28 protein-coding genes and 1 riboswitch are annotated in these 26,176 nt (G+C 71.6%); of the genes, 12 read left to right on the forward strand and 16 right to left on the reverse strand.

The window, feature by feature from the left end; genetic code table 11:
- Positions 1-64: 64 nt before the first annotated feature.
- Positions 65-709 carry a 2'-5' RNA ligase family protein gene (locus tag ACNYC2_RS00420; protein ID WP_419705172.1) on the forward strand — a complete coding sequence of 215 codons (645 nt, stop codon included), beginning with the start codon at positions 65-67 and terminating at the stop codon, positions 707-709.
- Between the two features lie 6 nt (positions 710-715).
- On the opposite strand, the gene ACNYC2_RS00425 is transcribed toward ACNYC2_RS00420, so the two are convergent.
- Both ACNYC2_RS00425 and ACNYC2_RS00430 read right to left on the reverse strand, forming a co-directional pair.
- The gene (locus ACNYC2_RS00425) at positions 716-1,102 is read right to left on the reverse strand and encodes a YunG family protein (RefSeq protein WP_419705173.1); all 387 of its coding nucleotides are present in this window, start codon (positions 1,100-1,102) and stop codon (positions 716-718) included.
- Positions 1,103-1,165: 63 nt separating this feature from the next.
- A complete protein-coding gene (locus ACNYC2_RS00430) occupies positions 1,166-1,669 on the reverse strand; it encodes a GNAT family N-acetyltransferase (RefSeq protein ID WP_419705174.1) in 504 nt (167 codons plus the stop codon).
- 110 nt (positions 1,670-1,779) lie between these two features.
- Here ACNYC2_RS00430 and ACNYC2_RS00435 point away from each other — a divergent pair, with 110 nt between their 5' ends.
- A complete protein-coding gene (locus ACNYC2_RS00435; protein ID WP_419705175.1) occupies positions 1,780-2,190 on the forward strand; it encodes an NUDIX hydrolase in 411 nt (136 codons plus the stop codon).
- Positions 2,191-2,306: 116 nt separating this feature from the next.
- On the opposite strand, the gene ACNYC2_RS00440 is transcribed toward ACNYC2_RS00435, so the two are convergent.
- Positions 2,307-3,164 (reverse strand): alpha/beta hydrolase, encoded by an 858-nt coding sequence (locus ACNYC2_RS00440; RefSeq protein ID WP_419705176.1) that lies wholly within the window; start codon positions 3,162-3,164, stop codon positions 2,307-2,309.
- 221 nt (positions 3,165-3,385) lie between these two features.
- Between ACNYC2_RS00440 and ACNYC2_RS00445 the strand changes: the two genes are divergently transcribed.
- Complete coding sequence (locus ACNYC2_RS00445) at positions 3,386-3,793, forward strand: carboxymuconolactone decarboxylase family protein (protein WP_419705177.1); 408 nt, start codon at positions 3,386-3,388, stop codon at positions 3,791-3,793.
- A 10-nt stretch (positions 3,794-3,803) separates the two neighbouring features.
- Here ACNYC2_RS00445 and ACNYC2_RS00450 read toward each other — a convergent pair whose 3' ends face one another.
- Positions 3,804-4,184 carry a winged helix-turn-helix transcriptional regulator gene (locus ACNYC2_RS00450; protein WP_419705178.1) on the reverse strand — a complete coding sequence of 127 codons (381 nt, stop codon included), beginning with the start codon at positions 4,182-4,184 and terminating at the stop codon, positions 3,804-3,806.
- Positions 4,185-4,317: 133 nt separating this feature from the next.
- On the opposite strand from ACNYC2_RS00450, the gene ACNYC2_RS00455 reads away from it, so the two are divergent.
- Together ACNYC2_RS00455 and ACNYC2_RS00460 are read left to right on the forward strand one after the other, a co-directional pair.
- Positions 4,318-5,247, forward strand: a complete 930-nt coding sequence (locus tag ACNYC2_RS00455; RefSeq protein WP_419705179.1) for an NAD(P)-dependent oxidoreductase — start codon at positions 4,318-4,320, stop codon at positions 5,245-5,247.
- Positions 5,244-6,149 carry an NAD(P)-dependent oxidoreductase gene (locus tag ACNYC2_RS00460; RefSeq protein WP_419705180.1) on the forward strand — a complete coding sequence of 302 codons (906 nt, stop codon included), beginning with the start codon at positions 5,244-5,246 and terminating at the stop codon, positions 6,147-6,149. Before ACNYC2_RS00455 ends, ACNYC2_RS00460 begins: the two co-directional genes overlap by 4 nt.
- 60 nt (positions 6,150-6,209) lie before the next feature.
- Here ACNYC2_RS00460 and ACNYC2_RS00465 read toward each other — a convergent pair whose 3' ends face one another.
- The 12 genes from ACNYC2_RS00465 to ACNYC2_RS00520 all read right to left on the reverse strand — a co-directional run bounded on the left by ACNYC2_RS00465 (position 6,210) and on the right by ACNYC2_RS00520 (position 18,794).
- The gene (locus ACNYC2_RS00465) at positions 6,210-7,328 is read right to left on the reverse strand and encodes a GDSL-type esterase/lipase family protein (RefSeq protein WP_419705181.1); all 1,119 of its coding nucleotides are present in this window, start codon (positions 7,326-7,328) and stop codon (positions 6,210-6,212) included.
- A 1-nt stretch (position 7,329) separates the two neighbouring features.
- Positions 7,330-8,547: a glycosyltransferase gene (locus tag ACNYC2_RS00470; protein ID WP_419705182.1), complete on the reverse strand. Its 1,218-nt coding sequence runs from the start codon at positions 8,545-8,547 to the stop codon at positions 7,330-7,332.
- A gap of 1 nt (position 8,548) precedes the next feature.
- Positions 8,549-9,694: a glycosyltransferase family 4 protein gene (locus ACNYC2_RS00475; protein WP_419705183.1), complete on the reverse strand. Its 1,146-nt coding sequence runs from the start codon at positions 9,692-9,694 to the stop codon at positions 8,549-8,551.
- Between the two features lie 159 nt (positions 9,695-9,853).
- Positions 9,854-11,173, reverse strand: a complete 1,320-nt coding sequence (locus ACNYC2_RS00480; RefSeq protein ID WP_419705184.1) for a hypothetical protein — start codon at positions 11,171-11,173, stop codon at positions 9,854-9,856.
- 42 nt (positions 11,174-11,215) lie between these two features.
- Positions 11,216-12,127: a DUF4097 family beta strand repeat-containing protein gene (locus tag ACNYC2_RS00485; protein WP_419705185.1), complete on the reverse strand. Its 912-nt coding sequence runs from the start codon at positions 12,125-12,127 to the stop codon at positions 11,216-11,218.
- Positions 12,124-12,786 (reverse strand): response regulator, encoded by a 663-nt coding sequence (locus ACNYC2_RS00490; RefSeq protein ID WP_419705186.1) that lies wholly within the window; start codon positions 12,784-12,786, stop codon positions 12,124-12,126. The genes ACNYC2_RS00485 and ACNYC2_RS00490 overlap by 4 nt, the downstream gene beginning before the upstream one ends.
- Positions 12,774-14,174 carry a histidine kinase gene (locus ACNYC2_RS00495; RefSeq protein ID WP_419705187.1) on the reverse strand — a complete coding sequence of 467 codons (1,401 nt, stop codon included), beginning with the start codon at positions 14,172-14,174 and terminating at the stop codon, positions 12,774-12,776. The genes ACNYC2_RS00490 and ACNYC2_RS00495 overlap by 13 nt, the downstream gene beginning before the upstream one ends.
- 138 nt (positions 14,175-14,312) lie before the next feature.
- The gene (locus ACNYC2_RS00500) at positions 14,313-15,533 is read right to left on the reverse strand and encodes an acyl-CoA dehydrogenase family protein (protein WP_419705188.1); all 1,221 of its coding nucleotides are present in this window, start codon (positions 15,531-15,533) and stop codon (positions 14,313-14,315) included.
- A 42-nt stretch (positions 15,534-15,575) separates the two neighbouring features.
- Positions 15,576-16,733 carry a Gfo/Idh/MocA family protein gene (locus ACNYC2_RS00505; protein ID WP_419705189.1) on the reverse strand — a complete coding sequence of 386 codons (1,158 nt, stop codon included), beginning with the start codon at positions 16,731-16,733 and terminating at the stop codon, positions 15,576-15,578.
- Positions 16,734-16,752: 19 nt separating this feature from the next.
- A complete protein-coding gene (gene pnuC / locus ACNYC2_RS00510; RefSeq protein ID WP_419705190.1) occupies positions 16,753-17,439 on the reverse strand; it encodes a nicotinamide riboside transporter PnuC in 687 nt (228 codons plus the stop codon).
- Positions 17,440-17,552: 113 nt separating this feature from the next.
- Positions 17,553-17,690: riboswitch (FMN riboswitch) on the reverse strand.
- A gap of 89 nt (positions 17,691-17,779) precedes the next feature.
- The gene (locus ACNYC2_RS00515; protein WP_419705191.1) at positions 17,780-18,529 is read right to left on the reverse strand and encodes a helix-turn-helix domain-containing protein; all 750 of its coding nucleotides are present in this window, start codon (positions 18,527-18,529) and stop codon (positions 17,780-17,782) included.
- A gap of 70 nt (positions 18,530-18,599) precedes the next feature.
- On the reverse strand, positions 18,600-18,794 hold the full coding sequence (locus tag ACNYC2_RS00520; RefSeq protein WP_377139937.1) for a hypothetical protein: 195 nt from the start codon (positions 18,792-18,794) through the stop codon (positions 18,600-18,602).
- A 22-nt stretch (positions 18,795-18,816) separates the two neighbouring features.
- Here ACNYC2_RS00520 and ACNYC2_RS00525 point away from each other — a divergent pair, with 22 nt between their 5' ends.
- The 7 genes from ACNYC2_RS00525 to ACNYC2_RS00555 all read left to right on the forward strand — a co-directional run bounded on the left by ACNYC2_RS00525 (position 18,817) and on the right by ACNYC2_RS00555 (position 26,108).
- Complete coding sequence (locus ACNYC2_RS00525) at positions 18,817-19,434, forward strand: disulfide bond formation protein DsbA (RefSeq protein ID WP_419705192.1); 618 nt, start codon at positions 18,817-18,819, stop codon at positions 19,432-19,434.
- Between the two features lie 52 nt (positions 19,435-19,486).
- Complete coding sequence (locus ACNYC2_RS00530) at positions 19,487-20,416, forward strand: LLM class F420-dependent oxidoreductase (protein ID WP_419705193.1); 930 nt, start codon at positions 19,487-19,489, stop codon at positions 20,414-20,416.
- 111 nt (positions 20,417-20,527) lie between these two features.
- Positions 20,528-21,391, forward strand: a complete 864-nt coding sequence (locus ACNYC2_RS00535) for a serine aminopeptidase domain-containing protein (protein ID WP_419705194.1) — start codon at positions 20,528-20,530, stop codon at positions 21,389-21,391.
- Positions 21,392-21,432: 41 nt separating this feature from the next.
- Positions 21,433-22,695, forward strand: coding sequence for a uracil-xanthine permease family protein (locus ACNYC2_RS00540; protein ID WP_419705195.1), 1,263 nt, complete (start codon positions 21,433-21,435; stop codon positions 22,693-22,695).
- Positions 22,696-22,790: 95 nt separating this feature from the next.
- Positions 22,791-23,477 (forward strand): TetR family transcriptional regulator, encoded by a 687-nt coding sequence (locus tag ACNYC2_RS00545; protein ID WP_419705196.1) that lies wholly within the window; start codon positions 22,791-22,793, stop codon positions 23,475-23,477.
- Between the two features lie 43 nt (positions 23,478-23,520).
- Positions 23,521-24,450, forward strand: a complete 930-nt coding sequence (locus tag ACNYC2_RS00550) for an ATP-binding cassette domain-containing protein (protein ID WP_419705197.1) — start codon at positions 23,521-23,523, stop codon at positions 24,448-24,450.
- Positions 24,447-26,108 carry an ABC transporter permease gene (locus tag ACNYC2_RS00555; RefSeq protein ID WP_419705198.1) on the forward strand — a complete coding sequence of 554 codons (1,662 nt, stop codon included), beginning with the start codon at positions 24,447-24,449 and terminating at the stop codon, positions 26,106-26,108. The genes ACNYC2_RS00550 and ACNYC2_RS00555 overlap by 4 nt, the downstream gene beginning before the upstream one ends.
- The last annotated feature ends 68 nt before the right edge of the window (positions 26,109-26,176 follow it).

The raw sequence follows: 26,176 nt of genomic DNA on the forward strand, positions 1-26,176 counted from the left end.
TATGTGCGTCTACTTACGGCATGCTGGTCGGGCCTGATTTCATCGCACGGGAGTCCGATATCTGATGACTGACGACAGCGCGCACAACGCCGACCACCAAGCCATGACCGACCACTGGTGGTGGCGTCCAGGCTGGCGGGTCGGGACCAGGTTCTACGCCTGGCACATCACGCAGGACGACCAGCCAGAGGTGCACGACCTCGCGCAGCGGTACCGCACCGCCCTGAGCACGATCGAGACCCTCGACCCGATCCCGGACGAGTGGCTGCACATGACCATGCAGGGTGTCGGCCACGTCGAGGACATCAACATCGCGGCCCTCGACTTCGTGACCCTTCGAGTGGCCGACCGGTTGCGCGCGCTCGCCCCGATCACGACGTCGTACCAGCGCGCCGACATCACGAGCGAAGCCGTGGTCCTGACGCCAGACGATCCCGAGGCGTTCGTCGGGGTTCGCCGGGCCATCCGGGCGGGTATCACCGACGCACTCGGCGAGTGCCCGGAGTCCGAGGACGGGTTCCGCGCTCACGTCTCAGTTGCGTACGGCAATGCCGACGCCGACGCCGCACCGATCCGCGAGGCCCTTGACCGAGCGGAGCCGGCAGCGCCGTCGACCGCGACGTACACGAAGGTCTCGCTGATCCGCATGCACCGGGACCAGCGGATGTACGAGTGGGACGTGATCCGCGAGGTCCCGCTCGGCGGGTGACCGGCGCTACCGGACGGCCCGATGGAGGCGCGCCACGACGTCCGCCAGCAAGAGGTCGCACCTGGCTACGGTGGCCGGGCTGTCTCCGAAGTCGTTCCGGTCCAGGGTCTCCCGCGCCGTCACGACGGATCCGGGCGGGAACTGCTGCCAGGTCAGGTCGATCGCGACCGTTGCGTCCCCGGCCTCGAGCTCGCACCAGAAATGGATCTCGTGCCGGACGCCGGTCCACACGTTTCCCTTGACGATCTCGCTCCGGGGCAGGAAGTGCTGCACCACGCGCGCCGTCGGGTAGCACTGGCCGAGAGCAGGATTGCCTTCCTCCCACACACCGCCGTACGAGGTCCTCGCACTCCACGACGCCTCCAGCGCTTCGCGGAGGGTTATGAGATCCACAGGGCCTGTGGACGACGCGTCGGGTCCGGGCACGGAGGCAGGTTAGCGGCCGACCGCCTGACTTCAGATCACGTAGACGACGCCGGCCTCTGTCAGGCCGTCGCCGTACCGATGATCGATGTCGCTGATCCGCTCGGCCCCGAGCCGTTCGTAGAGCCTGATCGCGCCGCGATCCTTGAGCATGACGTCGAGCGCGACCGCGAGCCGGCGCGACCGTGCGAAGTCCCGCGCGGTCTCCATGAGGAGCCGTCCGGCACTGCTGCCTCGGTGGCCAGGAGCGACGAAGAGTCTCGCGAGGACGGCCAGTCGATCGACGTCCCCGCCGGTGTACTCGTGCCAGGCCACGGCGGCGTCGTCCTCGGGTTGGGCCCGAGCGAGCGTGACCTGCCCGATGGGCTCGCCGTCCTGCGCGGCGGTCCAGCTCTGTATCTCGCGAGGGTGGCGTAGCCAGGCCTTGGGGTCGGCGACGCCTTCCACCGGGTATCCGTCGACGGCATGCACGCTGACGAGAGTGCTGGCGAGACTCGGCAGGTCTTCCTCGCGGCGGGATCGGATCGTCAGGGTCACGCGGTCAATACTCCCTGCTGCTCGACCGGACCCCTCGTAGGGTTGCGGACATGTCGGAGAAGGCGATCCCAGGGAACGCCGATCGTGCCGTAGACCCCGATAGTTCGCAGATGCCCGAGGTCACCGCAGCCGGGAAACCCGCGATCGCCGCAGCAGTCATCGTCCAGGACGGTCGTCTCCTCCTGATCCAGCGGCGGGTCTCTGAAGGCTCGCTGTCGTGGCAGCTCCCCGCTGGCGCCGTCGAACCTGGTGAGACCTTCGCAGAGGCCGCGGTGCGCGAGACGGCGGAGGAGACGGGCCTCGTGGTCGCGGCCGTCGCGACACTGGGGGAGCGCGTGCACCCGGATACCAGCCGGCTCATCGGCTACGTGGCCTGCCGCGTGCAGAGCGGAACAGCCCACGTCGCTGAACCCGACGAGGTCCAGGAGATCGCGTGGGTCGCGCCAACAGACCTCGGCAGCTACGTGCCCCGCGGCTTCGCGCCAGTCGTCCAGGGCTACCTCGTTGCCGCGCTGGGCTGAGTCGGCCGCCAGGTAACCCCGCCGTCCGACTCTCGCCGTCCGACACCGCGGCGACAGGCCCGGACTCCTGTTCCCCGGCGACGGCGTCGACTCGGAACGTTATCCACAGGCTGTGGTCAACCGGCCGCAGCCGGACGCCCCAGCCACCGCAGCGCGTCCGGCAGCAGGACCCCGGTGTGGTTGGGGTTGTGCCCGCCGTCGCCGAGCACGAGCCGGAAGTCGTAATCGGCCTCGGCCAGGGCCGCGGCGACCCGCAGGTTCTCCGCGAGCCAGTTGTTGTCGGGCTGGTTCCAGCGCAGGTCCCGGTGCCCGGCCTGCATGAAGATCCGGAGGGGCTTGCGGGGCATCATGTGGATCAGCGCCGGATAGTTGTTGCCGCCCGGCAGCTGCGTGAAGCTGGACAGGAAGCCCGCGACCCGGCGAAACCGGTCCGGGTAGTGCCAGGCCACGGTCAGGGCGCAGTTCCCGCCGCTGCTCCCGCCCACGATGCTCCAGCGCTCCGGGTCGTCGGTGATCGCGAACCGCCGTCGGACCTCCGGGACGATCTCCTCGAGGAGGAAGGCGCCGTACCAGCCGTTGAAGGCGTCGTACTCGGCGTTGCGGTTCTTGCGCCGGTCGGGATCCTCGATGTCCGCGAAGACCCCCGGGTCGACGAACACGCCGATCGTGACGGGGATGTCGCCGCTGTGGACGAGGTTGTCCAGGACTATCCCGCCCCGGACCTCGCCGTCGGGGTCGAGGTACCACCAGCCGTCCTGGAAGACGGCGATCCCGGCGGGCTCGGCCGGGTTGTACGCGGCGGGCACGTGGATCCAGACCTTCCGCGTGGTCCCGGGGTATGCGGCGCTCTCCCAGGGCAGCTCGACGGTGAAGCCGTGCGGCACGCCTGGCCTGCGCGCCGAGTCAGGACCGTACTCGTACCGGACGTCCTCCTGATCGAGAGGCAGGGGGGCAAAGGGTACGTATGCGGTCACACAGCAAGCCTAGGTCGACTGCCACACCTCGGGACAGCAACAGCTCTGGCCCGACGTCGCCTGCGCGTGAGCGGGTGAAAGAAAGCCCCGTTGACCTGCACAGACATCTTGCGCTAGGGCCTGGTCATGGGCTGGACTGGGGCCGCGCCCACCAGCGCATGCTCCTGCATCAACAACCGAGCCCACGTCACCCGTGCCGGCAGCTCAGAGAGAGAAGGACGATGACCAAGAACGATGCGGTGCGTGCGGAACGATTCGCGTCCGGCAAGAAGGTCCTCGACTCCGTCCATGACGATCCCGGCCACAACGTCATCGACTCTCTGGCAGACATCGCCCCCGAGCTCGGGCACCAGATCGTCGCGTGGGGTTACGGGGACATCTACGCCCGGCCCGGGCTGAAGCCCAAGCAGCGGCAGCTCGTGACCCTCGGGATCCTCACCGCCCTCGGCGGCAGCGAGGCGCAGCTCGAGGTGCACGTCGGCGCTTCGCTCAACGTCGGGCTCACCCCGGAGCAGATCATCGAGGTCTTCCTGCACAGCTCCGTCTACTGCGGGTTCCCGCGGGCGCTGAACGCCGTCGGCGTCGCGCGGAAGGTGTTCGCCGAGCGCGGGCTGCTGCCGTTGGCCTGAACCCCGCAGGTCACGGCCGCGGCAGCGCCGCGGCGTCGGCGTGCTCGACCAGGTCCGACCGCTCCCGCCGGATCCGCTCCACGCCCCAGTCCCCGAGCGGGGCGAGGGCGGCATTGAGCGCCCGGCCGTGCTCGGTGAGGGAGTACTCGACGCGCGGCGGCACCTCCGCGTAGACCTGACGGCGGACCAGCCCGTCCGCCTCCATCTCGCGCAGGTGCTGCGTGAGCATCTTCTCGCTGACGCCGGGCAGGCCGCGCCGCAGCTCGGCGAACCGGCGCACGCCGTGCTCGTCGAGCTCCCAGAGGATCAGGCCCTTCCACTTGCCGCTGACGACGTCGAGCGCCGCGTCGATGCCGCAGATGTAGGGGCCGTTACGCGGTGACATCGCCATCGGGCACTCCTCGTGAGGGTGTGGGACGGGGTACGCACCAATTGGTAAGTACCCCAGTAAATAGTGGGTACTTCCACGATCGTACGTCCCTCGCCGAGCATGGTCACGTACCGACCTAGCGAGGAGATCTTCGATGACCGAACCCCGAGCCACCGGCGTCACGGTGCTGGGCCTGGGCGCGATGGGCAGCGCTCTTGCCACCACCCTGCTCGACGCCGGCCACGCAGTGACCGTCTGGAACCGCACCCCCGCCCGCGCTGCCGGCCTGAGCGAGCGGGGCGCGGACGCGGCGTCGGCCATCGGCGTGGCCGTCACGGCCAACGAGCTGATCATCGCCTGCCTGTTCGACCACGCGTCGGTGCACGAGACCCTCGACCCGGTCGTCGCCGAGCTGCGGGGGCGCACGCTGGTGAACCTGACGACCACGACGCCGAACGAGGCGCGTGAGCTGGCCGCATGGGCGGCCGGGCACGGCGTCGACTACCTCGACGGCGCGATCATGGCGACCCCGCACATGATCGGTGCCCCGGAGGCGTCCATCCTGTACAGCGGCACCCGGGAGGTCTTCGACGCCGTCCGGCCGGTGGTCGACCGGTGGGCGACGAGCACCTACGACGGCGAGGACGCGGGCCTGGCCTCGCTGTTCGACCTGGCGCTGCTCTCGGGCATGTACACGATGTTCGCCGGGTTCCTCCACGGCGCAGCGATGGCCGGTTCCGCGGGTATGAGCGCCACCGACTTCGCGGCACGCGCTACGCCGTTCCTCAGCGCGATGACGTTCGGCTTCGCCTCCGACGCCCGCGTGATCGACGGCGGCGACTACACCGTCGCCGGTCAGCAGAGCCTGGACTTCTCCGACCTCAGCCACATCGTGCGCGCGAGCGAGGAGCAGGGCGTCGACCCAGCACCCGTCGCGGCGGTACAGGAGCTGATCAGCAAGCAGATCGCCCAGGGCCACGGCGCCGAGGCCTTCGCCAGGATCTACGAGAGCCTCCGGGCCGACCGCGCCGACCGCACAGAACACGCCCACAGCAGCGCCGAGCTCACGGAGGCCCACCGATGAACGCACCAGTCACCCTGATCGGCCTCGGCCCGATGGGTCAGGCGATGGTCCACGCCCTGCTGCGCGCGGGGCACCCGGTCACCGTCTGGAACCGGACCCCGAGCCGGGCCGCCGACGTCGTCGCGGCCGGCGCCACCCTTGCCGCCACCCCCGCAGACGCCCTCGCGGCGAGCAAGCTCGTCATCCTGAGCCTCACCGACTACCAGGCGATGCACGACATCCTGGGCCCCGCGGCGGAGGCGCTCGCGGGCCGGACGATCGTGAACCTCAGCTCGGACTCGCCGGACCGCACCCGCGAGAGTGCCGCCTGGGCCGAGGAGCACGGCGCCCGCTTCCTGACCGGCGGCGTCATGACGCCGGCACCGATGGTCGGCACCGAGGCGGCGTACGTCTACTACAGCGGACCGAGCGACCTGATGGAGGCCCACCGGGAGACGCTCGCGGCGATCGGCAGGCCGCGCTACCTCGGGGAGGACCTGGGGCTGGCGCAGCTCATGTACCTGGCCAACCTCGACGTGTTCCTGACCTCGCTCGCGTCGCTCATGCACGCCACGGCGCTGCTGGAGTCCAGCGGGGTCACCGCGACGGCAGCGCTGGAGGAGCTGATGCTCACGCTGGTCGGCGTGGGGGAGATGCTGGCGGTCGGCGGCAGCCCGGGCGCGCAGATCGACGCCGGCGAGCACCCCGGGGACCTGAGCACGGCCACCATGATGGGCGCGACGGCGGACCACGTGGTCGCCGCGAGCGCGGCCGTCGGCGTCGACACGGCCCTGCCCGCGGCGGTCCAGGCGTACTACACCTGGGTCCGCGACAACGGTCACGGGGGCGACAACTGGACCCGGATCATCGACGCCATGCGGCCGCGGGGTGGCTCGGGGAGTGAGGCCGCACCGCATGCCTGAGGTGGGCAGCGCGGCTCCGGGCTGAGTTCTTCCGCGGCCGCGGGACAGAGTTGGGCCTGGTCAGCTCCTGCCGATCCGGCGGCGGGGGTCCAGGCCCGAGTCGGCGAGGCTCGTCACCATGCCGCCGGGTGTGAATGCCCGTTCCGCCCGCAGGTCGTGCACGACGGCGCGGAGCAGTCCGGGCAGGAAGTCCCGGCCCCGGCGCAGGCACCAGGGCAGCCCGGCCTTGACGAGCCAGGCCAGGCGCTGCCATACGGACGGCGGGTCGGGCGCCTCGGGCAGGCGTGCAGCGAGGGCGTCGATCCTCGCCCTGGCTATCGCCTGTCCGACGGCGGGCGCCGTGGCCGAAGCGCTGGTGTCGACCGGGATCCTCGTCGTGACCGCGTATCGGGCGTCGAGATCAGCCAGCACCATCGCGGCGCTCAGCGCGAGGCGTCGGTGCCCGGCTGCTGAGGGGTGCACCCGGTCGACGTGCCAGGCCCGGTGCCCGGCGGGCGCGATCGCCTGCACGGCGTCCACGACGACGAGCCGCCCGCGTGCTGAGTTCGGTCCCTTGCTCGGTCTCGGATTCGAGATCGGTCCCTTGCACTGAGATCGGTCGTTTGATTGACCGATCTCAGTGCAACCGACCGAAGTCAAAGTGTCCGGAGTGCAACCGACCGAAGTCGGAGCGTCGGCAGGTCCGCCCACCGTCAGCCCGCCGGAGTGCACCGCCCGAGCCACCTCCTCCACCGCCGCGTTGATCGACGCCACCCGGCGCCGCATCACACGCCGCACGATCCGCGGGCCGAGCTCGAACAGGCCGATGGCCGGCAGCAGCACGAGCACGACGTCGGTACCGGCCTGGCACAGCTCGCCGACGGACCGGTGCAGGTCAGCCAGCGTGTGGCGGGCGTCGAAGTCGCTGCGGAGCACGTCGTTCCCGCCCACCAGGACGGTGGCGAGGTGCGGCCGGAGCGCCAGGGCGGCGTCGAGCTGCGTGCCGACGACGTCGCGGGAGCGGGCGCCCTCGGTGGCGAGGTTGGTGAACGTCTCCGCGCCGAGCACGGTGGCGAGATGTGCTGCCCAGCCGGGGCCGTGGACGGCGTCGGCACCGACCGTGTCGCCGACGCCCACGGTGATCGAGTCGCCGAGGGCGACGAGTCGGAAGCCGCGCTCACGTCCCGCCGGCGGCGTCATCTCACCGCTGCCCCACGGGGTCCGTGCTGATCGGGTCCGGTGTCAGGTCGAACGCCCTGCGGGAGTGGAGCTGGAGCATCGCGTCGCCGGTGGCGCTCCACGGGAACAGCTCCGCGCGCGCCCGGGCGGCCTTGCGCCGTTCGTCCACGTCGCGGTCCAGCACCTCGTGCAGCGCGAGGGCGAGCGCGGCGGCGTCCGGCGGTGCGGCGGCACCGGCGGAACCGACCACCTCGGGCAGGGCGCTCGACGAGCTGCAGACGACGGGAGTCCCGGACGCCAGCGCCTCGAGCGCCGCGAGCCCGAACGTCTCGATCGGCCCGGGCGCGATGACGACGTCGGCGCAGGTCAGTAGGGTCGCGAGCCGGTCGCGGTCCGGGACGAACGACAGGAACCGGTGCGGGAGCCCGGCGGCCTCCGCCCGGCGTCGCATCTTCGGCAGGAGCGGTCCGGCACCCGCGACGACGAGCCGCACGGGCCGGCCGTCCCGCACGAGCTGCGCGGCGGCGTCGATCGCGAGGTCCGGGCGCTTCTCCGTGGACTGGCGGCTCGCGAGGACGACGAGCGCGGTGCCGGGCGGTGCGTACAGCGCGCGGGCCTCGTCGGAGTACCGGTCGGGCCGGAACCGTTCGAGGTCGACGCCGAGGGGCACGCGGTAGAGCGGCGGGAGCACCACGGACCGGTTGCGGTCGGCCAGGCGTTCCACCTCGCCGGCCGCGAAGTGGGTGGTGGCCACCAGCCGGTCGAACCGGGTGAGCGTGGCGAGGTTGTACCGGTCGGCCAGGGCCGGCGCCGCGGCCGCCCCGAACGTGGCCGCCCGGCCGCCCGCCGCGGCACCGGGGATCCAGGAGCGCAGCACCCCGTCGACCCGCTCGTGCAGCATCATCAGCGACGGGACACCGGCCTCGCGGGCCCAGTCGCCCAGCCCCGCGAGAGTGGTGCGGTCGCTCACCTCGAGCCGGTCGGGCGCGAGGGTCTCGAGCAGGCCCCGCATCTTGCCCGGCTGCACCACCGCCCGGTAGCCGCCGGAGAACGGCACGCGCGGCGCGGCGAGGGTGACCACCCGGACGCCGTCCACGAGCGATACGCCGTCCCGCTTGCCCGGCACGACGAGCACGGGTTCGTGCCCCCGGGACAGGTACTGCCCGGCCATGGCGTGCATAGCGGTTCGGATACCCCCGGAACGGGGGCTGTAGAAGTTCGCGACGTGGACGATTCGCAAGTCAGACCTCCGCTGAGCCGGCTCTCGCGTGCACCCGGACCGCATCCTCGTAGTGGCCCATGAGCTCGGAGCAGATGTCGTGCCACGTCCGGCCCTCGGCACGTTCGCGAGCCGACGTGCCGAAGGCGCGCCGCTTGCGTTCGTCGCCCACCAGGTCGACGACGCGGGCGCGGAGCGCCTCGTGGTCACCTGGAGGGTACAGCCAGCCGTCGTGGGAGTGCCGCACGATGTCCAGCGGACCGCCCGCGGCGGGCGCCACGACCGGGACCCCGCTGGCGTGCGCCTCCTGCAGCGTCTGGCCGAACGTCTCGAGCTCGCCCGGGTGCACGAACACGTCGAGGCCGGCCATCGCCCGCGACAGCTCTGCCCCGCGCAGCAGGCCCGTGAAGTGGGCCTCGGGGAGAACCTGCTGCAGGTGCTCCCGCTCGGGCCCGTCCCCGACGATCACCAGCCGTACGCCCGGCAGGTTCTGCACCACCCGCAGCGCCTCGACCTGCTTCTCGGCGGCGAGCCTGCCCACGTAGCCCACGAGGATCTCGCGGCCGGCGCCGACCTTGCGGCGCCACGCCTCGTCGCGGAACCGCGGGTGGAACACCTCGGTGTCGACCCCGCGGCCCCAGAGCCGCAGGTTGGGGATGCCGTGGTCCTCGAGCTGCCGCATGGTCGCGGTGGACGGCGCGAGCGTCATCGTCGCGCGGTCGTGGATGTCCTTCACCCGCTTCCACAGCAGCGGCTCGAAACCGCCCAGACCGTAGCGCGCCGCATAGCCGGGCACCTCGGTCTGGTAGACGGCGACGCTCGGCAGCCGCAGGCGCTCGGCGGCCAGGATGCCGCGCCACCCGAGGATGAACGGCGACGCGAGGTGGACGACGTCGGGCGCGAACGTCGCCAGCGTGCGCTCGGTGCGCCACTTCTTGCCGACGACGACCCGCACGTCCGGGTACCCGGGAAAGCCGATGGAACCGAGCTCGACGACCGGGGCGCCGCTGACGAAGGGAGGGACATGACCGATCGAGGCGTCGGCATCGGGCGCGAGGACCATTGCCTGGTCCCCCCGCTCATGCAGGTGCTCGAGAACCCGCAGGACGGAATTCGTGACCCCGTTGACCTGCGGGAGAAAACTCTCCGCAACGATGGCTACTCGCACGTTACGAACCTGCCGGTCGTCGATGTCCGGACGGAGTCTTTAGTGCGGCGAGTCGAGGAACGGGTGGCGTCGAGACGGTAACCGCTACAGACGATGTCACGTTCCCGACCGTAACCGAGCCATCACGCAACTGGCACGACGAACTCCCTCGAAGGCACCTCAGCTCGTTCTGGAGACCGCCCGGCGCGACCAGGCGACCTGAACCAGCCGGACGATCGCCCCGAGCATCAGCGCCACGAGAAGCACGTTGCGCAGGGCCCCGATGGTCGTGGCCAGCGGGAACCCGCCCAGGAACTCGCCGTACTGGAGCGGGTAGATCTCCATGGTGAGCCTGGCGACCAGGATGGTACCGAGAGCGGGCAGGAACCAGGTGCGGCGGGTGCCCTGGCTGCGGGTACCGAGCGCGATCGCCGCGGCGATGGGCGGCCCGATCCACGCGATGAACTGCGGGGAGCCGACCTTGTTGAAGACGATGAGGGCCAGCAGCTCCGCCGTGGCGCCGATCAGCAGCACGTCGCCGACGCGGTCGGGCCGGCGTCGCGCCGCCCACCAGACGAGCGCCGCGATCAGCAGCGCGGCGACGGGGAGCGCGACGTCGAGCGCCTGCGCGACGGCGTCGGCCTGCGCGCCCTGCACCTCGTACGTGTAGATGACGTTGTCGTACTCGACCCGGATCGACGGGTCCCAGAGCCGTGCCACCGTGAACGGCGTCGCGCCGACCGCCTCGACCTGCAGCTGGCGGTCGCCCTGCTCCCCGAACACGTCGAGGACGTTGTCCTGCGCGCCGCCCGCGACGGCGACGCCGACGACCACCGCGCACACCGCGGCGCCCGGCAGCACCACGTTCCGGACGAACCTCTTGGCGCTCGTCGCCGTCGCGGCCAGCGCGAGGGCCACCGCACCCGGGGCGATCTTGATCCAGGCGCCGATGGTGGCCAGCGCCATCGCCAGCGCCGGACGCCGGGCTGCGACGAGCAGCGCCACGAGGATGATCGGCGCGAGCAGGCCGTCGAGCCGGCCGATCCAGATCGGCCCGAGCGCCACGAGGAAGGCCAGCCAGAACCAGACGGCGACCCGTCCGCGCGGGCGGGCCCGGCCGAGCACCAGCACCGCGCCGGCGTTCGCGACGGTGACGAGGCTCATCCACACCCAGTCGTAGTCGTGCGTGGAGTCGGTGAACAGCGCGGGGATCACCATGGGCGCGAGAGCGCCGAGCGGGTAGACCCAGTCGTAGTCGAAGACCGGCCACGACCCGGTGTTCATGCCGTTGCGGACCCACCACTCGTACAGGCCCACGTCGCCGAGGATCTGCGGCTCGAAGACCCACGCCTGCAGGATGATCCAGGCGTGGGCCAGCACGAACCCGATCCACAGGGCCGGCCACGAGGTGAGCACATGGTTGGCGGACCGCAGGATGTCCTTGCCCACGGCCTTGGGGGCTGGCTGGGGCGTTGGCGAAATGTCTGACGCGCTCGGCACGGCCACATCCTTGCACGTGCTGGATGAGGGACCCGTCCGCGGCTACCTCTCGAGGTAGGCCACGTCGCCGTTCGAGCTGCGGATCTCGACAGTGCGCTCGGCGTTCGGGTCGGTGGCTCCCTCGATGATCTGGTCGCCGTTCGACGTGTCGATCGTCAGGGCAACGGGCTCGTCGCCGCCGATGACCGTGACCTCGCCGTTGCTGGACACGCCGCGGACGTCGCCGTCGACCCCGGAGATCTCCACCGAGCCGTTGCTGGTGTCCGCGGAGGCGTCGCCGGTCACCGAGTCGATCGTGATCTCGCCGTTGCTGCTGTCGGCGGTGACCGTGCCGTCCACATCGGCGACCGAGATCTCGCCGTTCGACGTCGAGGCGTCCACGTCGGCCCGGGAGTCGCTGACGTCGATGTCGCCGTTGCTGGAGCGGGCGTCCAGCGGGCCGGTGAGCCCGGCGGTCTCGACGTCGCCGTTGCTCGTGTCCAGGGACAGGTCGCCGGCCAGGCCGGTCGCCACGATGTCGCCGTTCTCCGTGCGGATCACGACCTCGGTGCCGGCCGGCAGCGCGACGTCGAGCTCACCCGAGCAGCGCGGGAGGGGGATGAACCACCCGCACCGGTGCGTCAGCTCGAGCCGGCTCGCGGACTCGTCGGCCGAGTACGTCGGCTCCCGCAGGCCGCTGTGGGCTATGACGTCGACCTCGATGTCGCCCTCGGCGGCGGTGACCGTGACGTCGCCGTCGGCCACGAGCTCGACGCTGTCCACGGCGTCGTAGGACCGGTGGGTGGTGCGGGTCTCCGACATCGTCAGGTCGGTCAGGAACAGTGCGCCGAGGACGATCGCCACGGCGGCGAGAGCGATACCCGCGGCCGCCAGGACGCGGCCGGTGGCGCCGCGCTGCGGCGGCTCCGGTGCGTCGACGAGGACCGGGGCGTCCTGGGGATAGGGCTGGTTCATGAGCGGGATCCGTTCTGGTCGAGCCAGCGCAGCACGGCGAGCACACGGCGGTGGTCGTCGGCGGCCGGCGGGAGGCCGAGCTTGTTCAGGATGTTGGTGACGTGCTTCTCCACCGCGGCCAGCCCCACGACGAGGCGGTCCGCGATGGCGGCGTTGGAGCGGCCCTCGGCCATGAGTGCGAGCACCTCGCGCTCCCGCCGGGTCAGGACGTCGAGGTCGGAGCCGGGGTGCCGCGCGATGATCTGGGTGACCACCTCGGGGTCGACGACGGTGCCGCCGCCCGACACCCGGGCCACCGCGTCGAGGAACTCGTCGACGTCGGCGACGCGGTCCTTGAGCACGTAGCCCAGGCCGCGGGCGCCGCGCGCGAACAGCTCGGTCGCGTAGCTCTGCTCCACGTACTGCGACAGCACGAGGACCGGCAGCCGCGGGTGCAGGCTGCGCAGGTGGACGGCGGCGCGCAGCCCTTCGTCGGTGTGCGACGGCGGCATCCGGACGTCCGTGACGATCAGGTCCGGCAGCTCGACGTCGGGGGTGGAGAGCGCGCGGACGAGCTCGTCCGCCGTGCCGTGCCCCGTCACGGTGTGCCCCTCGGCGGCGAGCAGCCGCGTGAGGCCGTCCAGGAGGAGGACGGAGTCCTCAGCGATCACGATGCGCACGGGACCTCCACGGTCAGGCGGGTGCCCGCACCGGGCGGGCTGTCGAGCTCGAACGTGCCGTCGAGGGCCATGACCCGGCCGCGCAGGCCTTCGAGGCCGCTGCCGTGGGACAGCTCGGCGCCGCCCCGGCCGTCGTCGTGCACGGTGATGCGCAGGCGCACCGGGTCGTCGTCGGGTACGAGGGTCGCCACTACCCGGACGGAGTCCGCCCCGGCGTGCTTGGCGACGTTGGTCAGGGCCTCGGCGACCACGAAGTAGGCGGCGGCCTGCGCGGCGGCGCTCGCGGGCGACAGGTCACCGGTGACCTCGACGCGGACGGGCACCGGGCTGCGCCCCGCGAGGGCGGAGAGCGCGGCGTCGAGCCCGCGGTCGGAGAGGACCGCGGGGTGGATGCCGCGCACCAGGTCGCGCAGCTCGGCGAGCGTCTCCTTGATCTCGCGGTGCGCGAGCTCCAGGGCCGCGACCGCGTGCTCAGGATTCTTGTCGGCCAGCCGGCGGGCGACACCGAGCTCGACGCCGAGGGCGACGAGGCGCTGCTGGGCGCCGTCGTGCAGGTCGCGTTCGATGCGACGGCGTTCGGTGTCGGCCGCCGAGACGACCGCGGTGCGCGACTCGGTGAGGACCGCAGCCCGCTCGCGGGCGGTGTGCGCGGACGCCTCGGCGAGGCGCGTCTCCTGCTCGGCGACGGCGGCTCGGGCGTGGGCGATGTCCGCGGCGGACGGTCCGAGCAGGAACCTCGCGAGGCGCAGGACGAGGAACGACCCGTACTGCGCGAGGGCGGCAGCGGCCCACACGAGCAGGACGACGCCGGCGAGCGCACCGACGACGACGGCGGGCCACGGCAGGCCTGACCAGCTCGCGAGGGCGCTGTCCCTGCCGAGCAGCGCGAACACGAGCGCGGCGGCGGCCCCGCCGAACAGCGCCGCGGCGGCCGCGAAGAACACGGTGCTGACCAGCGTCGCGAGGAAGGCGTAGAGGGTGGCGGCCCACGCGCGGTTGTCGCGGACCGGCGCCCACAGCGTGGACCCGAGTCTGCGCCGGGCGGGGACGTGGAGCGGAGGCGGGGCGGGGATCGTGATCCCGGTCTGGGCGGCGAGGCGGGCGCGCTCGACCTTGCCGAACCACCGCGCGCCGATCAGGGCTACGGCGAGGAGCGGCACCCCGACGCCGAGCGCCGGGACGAGGCCCGCGGACACCACGACGAGGACCCACAGGACCACCCCGCCCGTCAGGTGCCAGGTCCAGCCGACGGCGAGGGCGGCGAAGGCGCGCCAGGTGGCGGCGTCGTACGGCGCCCGGAAGAACGCGGGGGCCGAGACGAGAGCGGGCGCGACGCGGTCCTCGAGGGTGCGGGGCTGGGGCGGCATCGGGCCGTCATCGCTGGTCATGTGCATGACACTAGGCCGACGCGCGGCCCCGCGACATGCTGCCGTCCCACGGCACGAGGGTGGGGTTTCCCCTACCCCTGCCTCGCTGGTCGAGCTCGTCGAGACCGGTCTCGACGAGCTCGACCAACGGCGGAGCGATCAGGCGAACGCGCTGGTGCCCGTGATGTCGCGACCGATGATCAGCGCCTGCACGCTCTCGGTGCCCTCGTAGGTGTGCAGGGCCTCGATGTCGGTGAAGTGCCGGGCCACGCGGTTCTCCAGCAGGATGCCGTTGCCCCCGAGCAGGTCGCGGGCGATCGCCGCGATCTCGCGGGCTCCCCGCGTGCAGGTGTACTTGGCGAGCGAGGCCTGCGGGCCCGTGAGCTGCCCGGCCTCGTCGAGCCGCGTCATCTGCTTCACGAGCAGCTGGATCTGCGTGAGGACCGACAGCATCGTGGTGAGACGCTCCTGCACCATCTGGCTCGCGGCCAGCGGGCGGCCGAACTGCGTCCGCTGCTTCGAGTAGGCCACTGCCGACTCGTAGCACGCGACGGCCTGGCCGACGGCCTGCCAGGCGACGCCGAGCCGGGTCGCGAACAGGACCCGGCCCGTGTCCTTGAAGGTGCGGGACTTGGGCAGGAGGTTCCCGGCCGGGACGAACACGTCCGTCAGGACGATGTGCGCCTGGTGGATGGCGCGCAGCGAGACCTTGCCCTCGATGGTCGTCGCCGCGTAGCCGGGGGCGTCCTGCGGCACGATGTAGCCGTGCACCTGGCCGTCCTCGCCACGTGCCCACACGACGGAGATGTCGCCGATCGAGCCCAGGCCGATCCACTTCTTCTCGCCGTTGATGACGTAGCCCTCGACGCCGTCCCGGGTCTCCGGCACGGCGGAGGTCTCCAGACCCACCGAGTCCGAGCCGTGCGTGGGCTCGGTCAGCGCGAAGGCACCGAGGATCTCGCCGCGGGCCATGGGGCCGGCGTACTTCTCGATCTGCTCGTCGGAGCCGAGCATCACTATCGAGCGCAGCGCGAGGCCGCCCTGCACACCGCAGATGGTGGAGACCGAGCCGTCGCCGCGCGACATCTCCATCGCGGCCAGGCCCTCGGCCATCTTGGAGATCTTCGGGTAGCCGGGCACGTCCACGCCGTCGCGCAGGAAGTCCAGCTCGGCCATGCGCTTGACCAGGTCCAGCGGGACCTCGTACCGCTCCCAGTAGCCGTCGATGACCGGCAGGACCTCGTCCTGCACGAACCGGCGGACGGCGAGCTGGTGTGCCCGCTCCTCCTCCGTCACGTCCGCGAAGGCACCGGCGAAGTCGATGTCGAGCGGTTGTGAGACGTCGTAGTCGGGCGCCGTCACACCTGGGGTCTGAGTCATGGTTCCATGGTGCTCCGGTACTGGATCTCAGGTCAAACGATACTAGGTCTCACTTTGAGCAGGCCCGGCATGGCGGCAGGCCCGCCCGTGGGCCCACGGCTGCGGTGTGGTCCGCACGCGTTCGCTCGACGCCGCGGCTAACCGCACCTGGAGCTGGAGGTACTGGTCCTGCGCGGCCTCGGCCACGGAGTAGGGCGACGGCGTCCCGTGCAGCACGTGGTCGGCCATGTCGGCGACGATGCGCGCGATCGACAGCTCGTCGTCGGGCAGGCGGGCCGGCCGGAACTCATTGCGGTACAGCCAGCCGCCGTCGAGCGTGTAGCCCCGGAGGTACAGGCCCTCGTGGCTGCCGGCCCCGCCCGCGGCCACCCGCTCCAGCGTGGAACGCCGGGGGAGCCCGTCGGCGCCGACGTGCCGCACGACGTCGTCGCGCAGCTCGCCGCGCTCACCGCGGACCAGCAGCGCGGGGGAGCGGACCCAGGAGCGGTACTGGATGTCGTCGAACTCGTAGGTGCCGAGCCGGCCGCCGAAGTCCAGCCACGCGGTCGCGTGCACCGTGTCGACGAGGTCCAGGTCCTCGGGATCACCCGCGCGGCTGGGGCTCGGCAGCACCCGGCGCGCATCGCGCCGGGCCGTGATCACCGCGTCCTCGAACGTGATGCCCAGGGCCCGGCGCAGCACGCTGAGGCCGTGGTAGTCGTGCGCCACGGCGACGTGCGCGTCCGTCACGGCGCCCAGCAGTCCCGAGCCGGCGACCGCGAGCTGCGCCCCGACCAGCGGTTCCAGGTGGTACTGCTCGGCGACGTGCACGCACGCGCCGTCGTCCACGAGCCGCTGCAGGGCCGTCAGCTCCTCGACGGTGCCGGCGGCGGGCGTCTCCGTCAGGACGGGGACGCCCGCCGCGGCGAGGTCGCGGATCACCGGCTGGGCCGCGCCGGCGGGCAGGGTCAGCAGGACGACGTCGGGCCGGCCGCCGGCGAGCAGCTCGGGCACCGAGGCGTAGGCGGGCGCCGGGAGCCCGGGCAGGCCCGCGGCGGGGAGGCCGCGGGACGCCAGCTCCGCGCGGTCCGCCGCGTTGCGGGTGGCCACGCCGACGACCTCGAAGCGGTCGGGCAGCGCGTTCAGCACCCGCAGCATGGTCCGGGCCCGGAAGCCCGAGCCGACGATCCCGATCCTGGCCGTGCGGTCCCGTGAGGTCACGGAGCCCGACGCTACGCCCTCACGAGGCGGTGACCGCTGCCTCGTCCGGATCCGCGCTCTCGCGGCGGCTGATGCGCCACCACGCGAAGAACCCGAAGAGGGTGAACAGGCCGTAGATCACGTACATCAGCGCGGTCGCCCAGTACCCGGCCGAGAACAGCAGCGGGACGCCGACCAGGTCGACGGCCACCCAGATCAGCCAGAACTCGACCCAGCCCTTGGCCATGCCGTAGGTCGCGAGCACGGAGCCCATGAAGATCCAGGCGTCGGCCCAGACCGGCTCGTACGAGCCGAGGGCCCGGAAGAGCGGGGTCAGGAGCAGCGTGCCGGCGAACATGCCGGTCACCAGGCCCACGCGGGCCTGCCAGGACGCCCAGCGGGGGTGCACGGCCACCGTGCCGACGCCGCCCATCCGCTGGGTCTGGCGCCAGCGGTACCAGCCGTAGATCGACACGGCGATGAACATGATCTGCCGGCCCGCCTGGCCCAGCATGTCCGCTCGCGTCGCGTCGCCGAACCAGGAGCCCATGAACACCGTGAAGAGCAGGATGTTGCCCACGATGCCGACGGGCCAGGCCCACACCTTGCGGCGCAGGCCGCCGAGCGCCGACGCCAGCCCGAACAGGTTGCCGATGACCTCGCGCCAGTAGATCTGCTGGTCGGCAACCAGGAACGTCGCGTCATAGGCGGCGCGGAACCAGTCCATGTCTCTTCCCTCTCCGAAGGTCCGCACACGGGGACTCCGGGGTGAGGGTCGGCGCGCCACAAGGACACCGACGACGACGCGAGAGGGCACCCCGAGGGGTGACGGCGCGCGCCGCACGTGCTTCCTCCCATCCGGACTTTAACCGTCGGTCCTGGAGTTCCACCAGGTCAACCGAGCCTCTCCCGAGGGAGCGACACGGGTCGCGGACTGTCACCGCCGGCTCGGAATTTCACCGACCCCGGAGCACGTGTGCATCTGCTGCACTTGAACTACTGAACTGCTTGCTAGCGGAACACAGGATGCCACGACCCCATTCCCGCCCGGAAGTGCCTGGCGCGTGCTAGGCGAGCGCTTCCCGGACCGCGCGAGCCACCTCGTCCGGCCCGGCCCCGCCCGAGACGACGGTCACGACCACCCGGCGGCCGGACGGCGCCCCGCCCGCCGCCGGAGCGTGGCCGCCTGCGCCGAGGACGGCGGCCCGCCGCAGGTCGGCGAACGCCTCCTCGAGCTCGGGCCGCAGCTCGAGCGAGGGCGTGCGCAGCCAGCGCCGCAGGATCGCGTTGTGCACGGCGACGACGGACGCGGCGAACGCGATCGACGCCGTGGACGTCGACCGCTCCGGCGGCAGCGTGTCGCGCAGGTAGTGCGTGAACGCCCGCTCGTAGCGGTGCGTGGTGATGAGCTCACGGTCGCGCAGGGCAGGGACCTGCTGCAGCAGGGCGTACCGGGCGAGCGACGTCTCGCGCTGGCCCACGTGGTGGTCGAACACCATGCGTGCCGCGCGGCACACCTCGAGGTACGGGTCGATCTCGGGGTCCCAGGCACGGCCGAGGTCGTGCCCGGACTCCTCACTGGTACGGGCGTCGGGGCGGGTGGCGGCGAGCATCACCACCACCTCCTCGAGCAGGAGCTCGTGGTCGGCGAAGACCACGTCCTCCTTCGAGCGGTACCGGCGGAAGAACGTGGCCCGGCTGACCTTAGCGGCGTCGGCGATCTCCTCGACGGTGGTCCCCTCGTACCCCTGCCGGGTGAACAGGTCCACCGCGACGTCTACTGCCTGCGCATGCGTATGGGTACGGACGGCGGTCATGCCAGGCAGGCTACCGCGTACCTTTCGGGACGCGGGAAAGATCCTTGAGCGATACATGGTGGTCAAGGCGCTAGTTTTCCGGGCTCGAGATCTTGCCGGACCGCAGTCTGTGCAGGTAGCGCACCTCGCGCACGGCCATCAGGAGGCCGAGGCCACCGGGTACCGCCGACCACGGATGACCCAGTACAACTCCGACAAGGCACACCAGAAAGATCACCCCACCGCCGACGACGGTGGCGAGACTCGCCCAACGGATCCCGGTCACGCAGTGAGCGTAGTCTGCGGGCGTGACCGAGAACGCTGCCAAGCCCGTCGTGGACGTCTACGTCGACCCCATGTGCCCCTTCGCCTGGATCACGTCGCGCTGGGCGCTCGAGGTGGCGCAGCTCCGCGACGTCGACCTGACCTTCAAGCTGATGAGCCTCTACCTGCTGAACAAGGACAGGGACATCGACGACGGGTACCGGGCGCGCATCGAGCGGTCGCGCGGCATCGGCCGCATCGCCGCGGCGGTCCAGGCCGACCACGGACCCGAGGCGTTCTCCGCGTTCTACACCGCGGCGGGCACCCGGATCCACAACCAGCAGAACAAGGACTTCGACGCCGTGGCGGTCGAGGCGCTCGCCGAGGCCGGCCTGCCCGCCGACCTCGCCGGGGCCGCGACGTCCACCGACCACGACGCGGCGCTCGCCGCCTCCCACGAGTCCGGCATGAAGCCCGTCGGCGACGACGTCGGCACGCCCACGATCCACGTCGACGGCGTCGCGTTCTTCGGCCCGGTGCTCACGCGCGTCCCGCGCGGCGAGGAGGCGGCAGCCCTGTTCGACGCCTCCGTGACGCTCGCGCGGTACCCGTACTTCTACGAGATCAAGCGCTCCCGCACGACGGACCCCGCCTTCGACTGAACGCGTCGGTCGCTCGCAGCCGACGTCGGTAGAGCGTGGCAAGGTTGAGGCCATGAATCTTGACCTGCGTATCTTCACCGAGCCCCAGCAGGGCGCGACGTACGACGACCAGCTCGCTGTCGCCCAGGCGACCGAGCGCCTCGGGTTCAGCGCGTTCTTCCGGTCCGACCACTACCTCGCCATGGGCGACGGCGACGGCCTGCCCGGCCCCACCGACTCCTGGATCACGCTCGCGGGCCTCGCCCGCGACACGTCCACCGTGCGGCTCGGCACGCTGGTGTCCTCGGCGACGTTCCGCCACCCCGGCGTCCTCGCCATCCAGGTGGCGCAGGTGGACCAGATGTCCGGCGGCCGCGTGGAGCTCGGCCTCGGCACCGGCTGGTTCGGGGCCGAGCACAAGGCGTACGGCATCCCGTTCCCCGACAAGCGGTTCGGCATCCTCGAGGAGCAGCTCGCCGTCATCACCGGCCTGTGGGGCACCCCGGTGGGGGAGAAGTTCTCGTTCTCTGGCGAGCACTACGAGATCGTCGACTCGCCGGCCCTGCCGAAGCCCCTGCAGTCCAGGATCCCCGTGCTCATCGGTGGCGGCGGCCCGCGCCGGACACCGGCCCTCGCGGCGCGGTACGGCGACGAGTACAACCAGTCCTTCCCGGAGATCGACGCGATCGGCCCGCGCATCGAGGTCATCAACAAGGCGCTGGCCGACGCCGGGCGCGCGCCCGGGTCGCTGGTCCAGTCCGTCGCGCTGGTCGCTGCCGTCGGCCAGGACGAGGCCGAGTTCACCAGGCGTGCGGCGGCGATCGGCCGAGAGCCCGCGGAGCTGCGCGAGCACGGCATCGCCGGGACGGTCACCGAGGTCGTGGACCGGCTCAAGGCCCTGGAGGCAGCGGGGGTCCAGCGGGTGTACCTCCAGATCCTGGACCTGGCCGACCTGGACCACCTCGACCTGATCGCGCGCGAGGTGCGCCCGCAGCTCGGCTGACGCGCGCCGTCCCGTTCCTGGCGCGAAATTACGGCTAGCGCGGGCCGGGCGGAGAGATTCTTCTTATGGTCGTGTCGGCCGTGCTTGCCGCGACACACATCGGAGAACTCCATGCAGAGCTTTTCTCGTGCCGTCCGAGCCGCTCTCGCGGCGACCACGCTCGTCGCAGGAACCCTCGTGGCACTGCCCTCCGCGGTCGCCGACGACAGCTATCAGCGCGGGCCCGACCCGACCGTGGAGAGCATCGAGGCGGCCCGGGGCACGTTCGAGATCGGGACAGCGGTCGTCACCCGTGCCGCCGCCGAGGGCTTCGGCGGCGGCACGGTGTACTTCCCCGTCGACACCTCCGAGGGCACCTTCGGAGCGGTGGCGGTGTCGCCGGGCTACCGGTCCTCGCAGGCCGCCATCGCCTGGCTGGGGCCGCGGCTCGCGTCGCAGGGTTTCGTGGTGATCACCATCGACACGCTCCGCCTGTCCGACTCGCCCGACCGGCGTGGCGACCAGCTGCTCGCCGCGCTGGACCACCTGCAGCGCACCGAGCTCGCGGACCGGATCGACCCCGGCCGGCTCGCCGTGATGGGCCACTCGATGGGCGGCGGCGGCAGCCTGGAGGCCGCCAAGGACCACCCGGCGATGCAGGCGGCGATCCCGCTGACGCCGTGGAACACCGACAAGTCCTTCCCCGAGGTCACCACGCCGACCCTCATCATCGGCGCCGAGGACGACAGCATCGCGCCGGTGCGGTCGCACTCCGAACGGTTCTACGAGTCGCTGCCGGCGGACGGCGACAAGGCGTACCTGGAGCTCCGTGACGCCTCGCACTCCGTGCCCACGGCCGACAGCACGACCATCGCCAGGTACAGCCTGTCCTGGCTCAAGCGCTACGTGGACGACGACGAGCGGTACACGCGGTTCCTCTGCCCGCCCCCTGTCCCGGACACGCTGATCGGTGAGTACCGCAGTACCTGCCGCTAGGATCCGCGCGACACCCCCGTTGCGAGATCAAGGACGAAGACATGCGACTCCGCTGGAAGCTGCACGGCGACGGCGCCCGCATCACCCCTGGTGAGGTGGTCGCCCCGGACGAGCGGCTGAGCTGGCCGCGCACCATCGGGATCGGTCTGCAGCACATCGTTGCGATGTTCGGCGCCACGTTCCTGGTGCCGACCATCACGACGTTCGACCCCGCGACCACGCTGTTCTTCTCGGCGATCGGCACCATCGCCTTCCTGCTGATCACGGGAAACAAGCTGCCGAGCTACCTCGGGTCCAGCTTCGCGTTCATCGCGCCGATCCTGGCGGCCACGGCGTCGAGCGGGCAGTCGGCGGCGATCGGCGGCATCCTCGCCACCGGCCTGCTGCTGGCGCTCGTCGGTGTGGTGGTGCACTTCGCGGGGCCGCGCTGGATCCAGGTCGCCATGCCGCCGGTGGTGACGGGCGTGATCGTGGCCCTGATCGGCCTCAACCTGGCGCCGGTAGCGTGGCAGAACTTCCAGGCCTCCCCGGTGACCGCGGTGATCACCCTCGCCTCGATCCTCCTGATCCAGGTCCTGTTCCGCGGTCTTGTCGGCCGCCTGGCGATCCTGCTCGGCGTCGTCATCGGGTACGCCGTCGCCACGGTGCGCGGCGAGGTCGACTTCTCGAAGGTGGGGGATGCGGCCTGGGTAGGCCTGCCGCACTTCGTCGCGCCGTCGTTCGACCCGAACGTGCTCGGCCTGTTCCTCCCGGTGGTGCTGGTGCTCATCGCCGAGAACGTGGGCCACGTGAAGTCGGTGGCCGCGATGACCGGCCGCAACTACGACCCGCTGACCGGGCGGGCGCTCCTGGCCGACGGCGTCGCCACCACCCTCGCCGGCCTCGGCGGCGGCTCGGGCACCACCACGTACGCCGAGAACATCGGCGTCATGGCGGCGTCCCGGGTGTACTCGACGGCGGCGTACTGGGTCGCCGCGTTCGGCGCGCTGGTGCTGAGCCTCTCGCCCAAGTTCGGCGCGCTGATCGCGAGCGTCCCCGAGGGCGTCCTCGGCGGGGTCACGACCATGCTCTACGGCATGATCGGCATCCTGGGCGCGCGCATCTGGGTGCAGGCCAAGGTCGACTTCTCCGACCCGGTCAACCTGGCGACGGCCGCCGTGCCGCTCGTCATCGGTATCGCGGGCTTCACGTGGACCGCAGGCGACCTGGAGTTCGGCGCCATTGCCCTCGGCACCGCGTCTGCCCTGGTGATCTACCACGTCATGGGGGTCATCGGCCGCTGGCGGGGTACCGCCCGGGGCTGACCACGCGGGCATCAGGCGCACGGATCGCACCGGGTGATCCGTGCGCCTGACTCATGTCTGGACACCGGGCTGAACGCGTGGTTAGCATGTTGAACATGCGTTCAGCCAAGGCTGGAGAAGCGGGCAGCAGAGAGACGAGCACGAGCGACCTCACCGCCCGCGCCCGGATCCGCGACGCCGCGATCAACCGGTTCGCGGTGGAGGGCTTCGGCGCCTCGGTGCGCGCCATCGCGGCCGACGCCGGCGTGAGCGCCGGCCTCGTGATGCACCACTTCGGCTCGAAGGACAAGCTGCGCGCCGAGTGCGACGCACACCTGCTGGCCACGATCGGCAGGCTCAAGCGTGAGAACGTGGCCGCGGCAGCCGCGGGCCAGAGTTTCTTCCACAAGTTCGCGGCCGCCGAGGAGAACGCGCCCGTCGTCGGGTACGTCCTGCGGTCCATGCAGGACGGCAGCGCGCTCGCCCAGGCCTTCATCGGCCACATGGTCGACGACGCGGTGGGCTACACCAAGGACGGCGTGGCGGCGGGCGTGATCGTGCCCAGCCGGGACGAGGTGGCGCGGGCCCGCTACCTCACCCTCTCGTCGCTCGGCGCGCTGCTGCTCGAGGTGACGCTCAGCCCGCCGTCGGACCCGAGCGACCTCGCGGGCATCGTCCGCGGCTATTTCACGAACAGCTACCTGCCGATGATGGAGCTGTTCACCGAGGGCTTCCTCACGTCTCGCCGCATGCTCGACGAGTACCTGATGTACGTGCCTGACCCGCCGTCGGGAGAGGAGTAGCGCCTGCCACATCCCTCTTCCGACGTCCGAGAGCGAGCAAGCCATGACCGCCACACCAGCGATAGAGATCCACGACCTGCGCAAGACCTTCGGCACCGTCCAGGCCCTCGACGGCCTGGACCTGACCGTCCAGCCCGGCGAGATCCGCGGCTTCCTGGGCCCCAACGGGGCGGGCAAGTCCACGACCATCCGCGTCCTGCTGGGCCTCCTGCGGACCGACTCCGGCTCCGCCCGCCTGTTCGGCGGGGACGTGTGGCGCGACGCCGTCGAGCTGCACAAGCGCATCACGTACGTGCCCGGCGACGTGAGCCTGTGGCCCAACCTGACCGGCGGCGAGTGCATCGACTACCTCGCCCGGCTCAGCGGCCGCCACGACAAGAAGCGGCTCGCGGCGCGCAAGGCCGAGCTGCTGGAACGCTTCGAGCTCGACCCGCGCAAGAAGTCGCGCACCTACTCCAAGGGCAACCGGCAGAAGGTCGCCCTGGTCGCGGCGTTCCTGACCGACGCGGAGCTGTACGTGCTCGACGAGCCGACGTCCGGCCTCGACCCCCTCATGGAGGCCGTGTTCACCGAGTACGTCCGCGAGGCCAAGGACGCCGGCCGGTCGGTGCTGCTCAGCAGCCACATCCTGTCCGAGGTCGAGAAGGTGTGCGACACCGTCACGATCATCCGCAACGGGACCGACGTCGAGTCCGGCACGCTCGACGAGCTGCGGCACCTCACGCGCACGAGCGTGACCGCGGTGGTGGCCGGCGACCCGTCGGCCGTCGCGGAGCTGCCGGGCGTGCACGACCTGGTCACGACCGCCTCGGACGGCGGGACCCGGGTCACGTTCGACGTCGACAACGCGCAGATCGGCGCCGTCCTGTCCGCCGTCGCCGCGCTCGACGTGCACAGCCTCACCGCGACCCCGCCGTCGCTGGAGGAGCTGTTCATGCGCCACTACGGCGACGTGCTGGCGGATGCACGATGACCGCCCTCGCTACCGCGCCGGCCGCACCTGCTGCGGTGCGTGAGCCGGCCTTCGGCTCCACGCTCGCGGGCACCGGCCGCCTGCTGCGCTTCATGCTGCGCCGGGACCGGCTGCGGCTGCTCGTCTGGCCGCTCGGTGTCGCGCTGCTCTACGCGGGTTCGCTCGGCGAGTACGTGATCCTCGGCGACGACCCGGAGGCGATGTCGGTCCGGGCGACCCTCATGCGTACCCCCGCCATGATCTCGATGGCAGGCCCCGGCTACGGCGTGGACGACTACACGCCAGGTGCGGCCGTGGCGAACGAGCTGATCCTGTGGCTGGTGCTCACGCTCGCCGTGATGAGCATCCTCCAGGTCGTGCGCCACACGCGCGCCGAGGAGGAGAGCAGCCGGTCCGAGCTGGTGCGTGCCGGCGCGGTGGGCCGCCACGCCTCGTCCGTGGCGGCGCTGCTGCAGGTGGTGATCGCCAACGTGCTGGTCGCCGTCGTCTCGGGCCTGGTGCTGGTGGCCTATGACTTCGACGCGGCCGAGTCGTTCACCATGACGTTCTCGATCGCGCTGGGCGCGCTCGTGTTCGGCGCCGTCGCACTGGTGGCCGCGCAGGCCATGGAGCACGGGCGCGGGGCCACGGGAGCCTCGCTCGCCGTGCTCGGCGCGGCGTACTCGCTCCGGGCCGTCGGCGACATCCAGGAGGAGCACGGGAGCTGGCTGTCCTGGCTGTCCCCGATCGGCTGGGTGCAGCAGACCCGGGTGTTCGTGGACATGCGCTGGTGGCCGCTCGGCCTGTGCGCCGCCGCGATCGTCCTCCTCATCGCGCTGGCCGCCGTGCTGGGCTCGCGCCGTGACTTCGGCGCGGGTCTGGTCGCCGTCCGAGCGGGCCGGTCCGACGCCGCTCCCGCACTGACCGGGCCCTTCGCCCTGGCGTGGGTCCAGCAGCGGATGGCCCTGCTGTGGACCAGCCTCGGGCTCGGCCTCATGTGGTTCGCCTCGGGCGGTGTGGTCGAGGCGGTGCCCGATCTCGTCGAGTCCGCGGCCGACAACCCCGTGTACTCCGCGATCCTGGGCGAGGGCGACGACCTGATCCGGACGTTCCTCGGGGTGTTCGGCCTGTACGCCGGCTCCGGTGCGGCGGCGTTCGGGGTGGCCATGGCGCTCCGGGCCAAGGGCGAGGAGGAGAGCGGCCGTGCCGGGCTCGTCCTCACCAAGCCGGTGAGCCGCGCGCGGTGGTTCGCCTCCGGCCTGGTCCTCGCACTGGTGGGTGCGGCCGTCGTGCAGGTGACCGGCGTGCTCGCCCTGTGGGCGGGCGCAGCGTCGTCGGGCCTCGACGAGCCCGGCTTCGGCGACTACCTGGAGCTCGCCCTCGCCTACCTGCCTGGTCTCGCGGTCGTCGTCGCGTTCGCGGCCGTGCTCTACGCCTGGGTGCCCAAGGCCACCGGCCTCGCCTGGGTGCTGTTCGGCTACATGTTCGTCGTCGGGATGTTCGCTGACCTGTTCGACCTGCCGGACTGGGCGCGGGGGATCTCGCCCTTCTGGTGGGTGGGCAACCCGATGGCCGACGGCGTCGACGCGGCTCACCTGTGGGGTCTGTGCGGTGTCGCCGCGCTGCTGTTCCTGCTGGCCTTCACCGGTTTCCGGCGGCGTGACCTGCAGAACGGCTGACCTGCCGGGCGGAGCGTGCTGCTGTCTTCCGTACGCTCCGTCCGGTAGGGTTCGAGGCGCCGTTCGGC

The organism is Promicromonospora sp. NFX87 (genome assembly GCF_048564965.1).
In the GTDB taxonomy this organism is placed as follows: domain Bacteria; phylum Actinomycetota; class Actinomycetes; order Actinomycetales; family Cellulomonadaceae; genus Promicromonospora.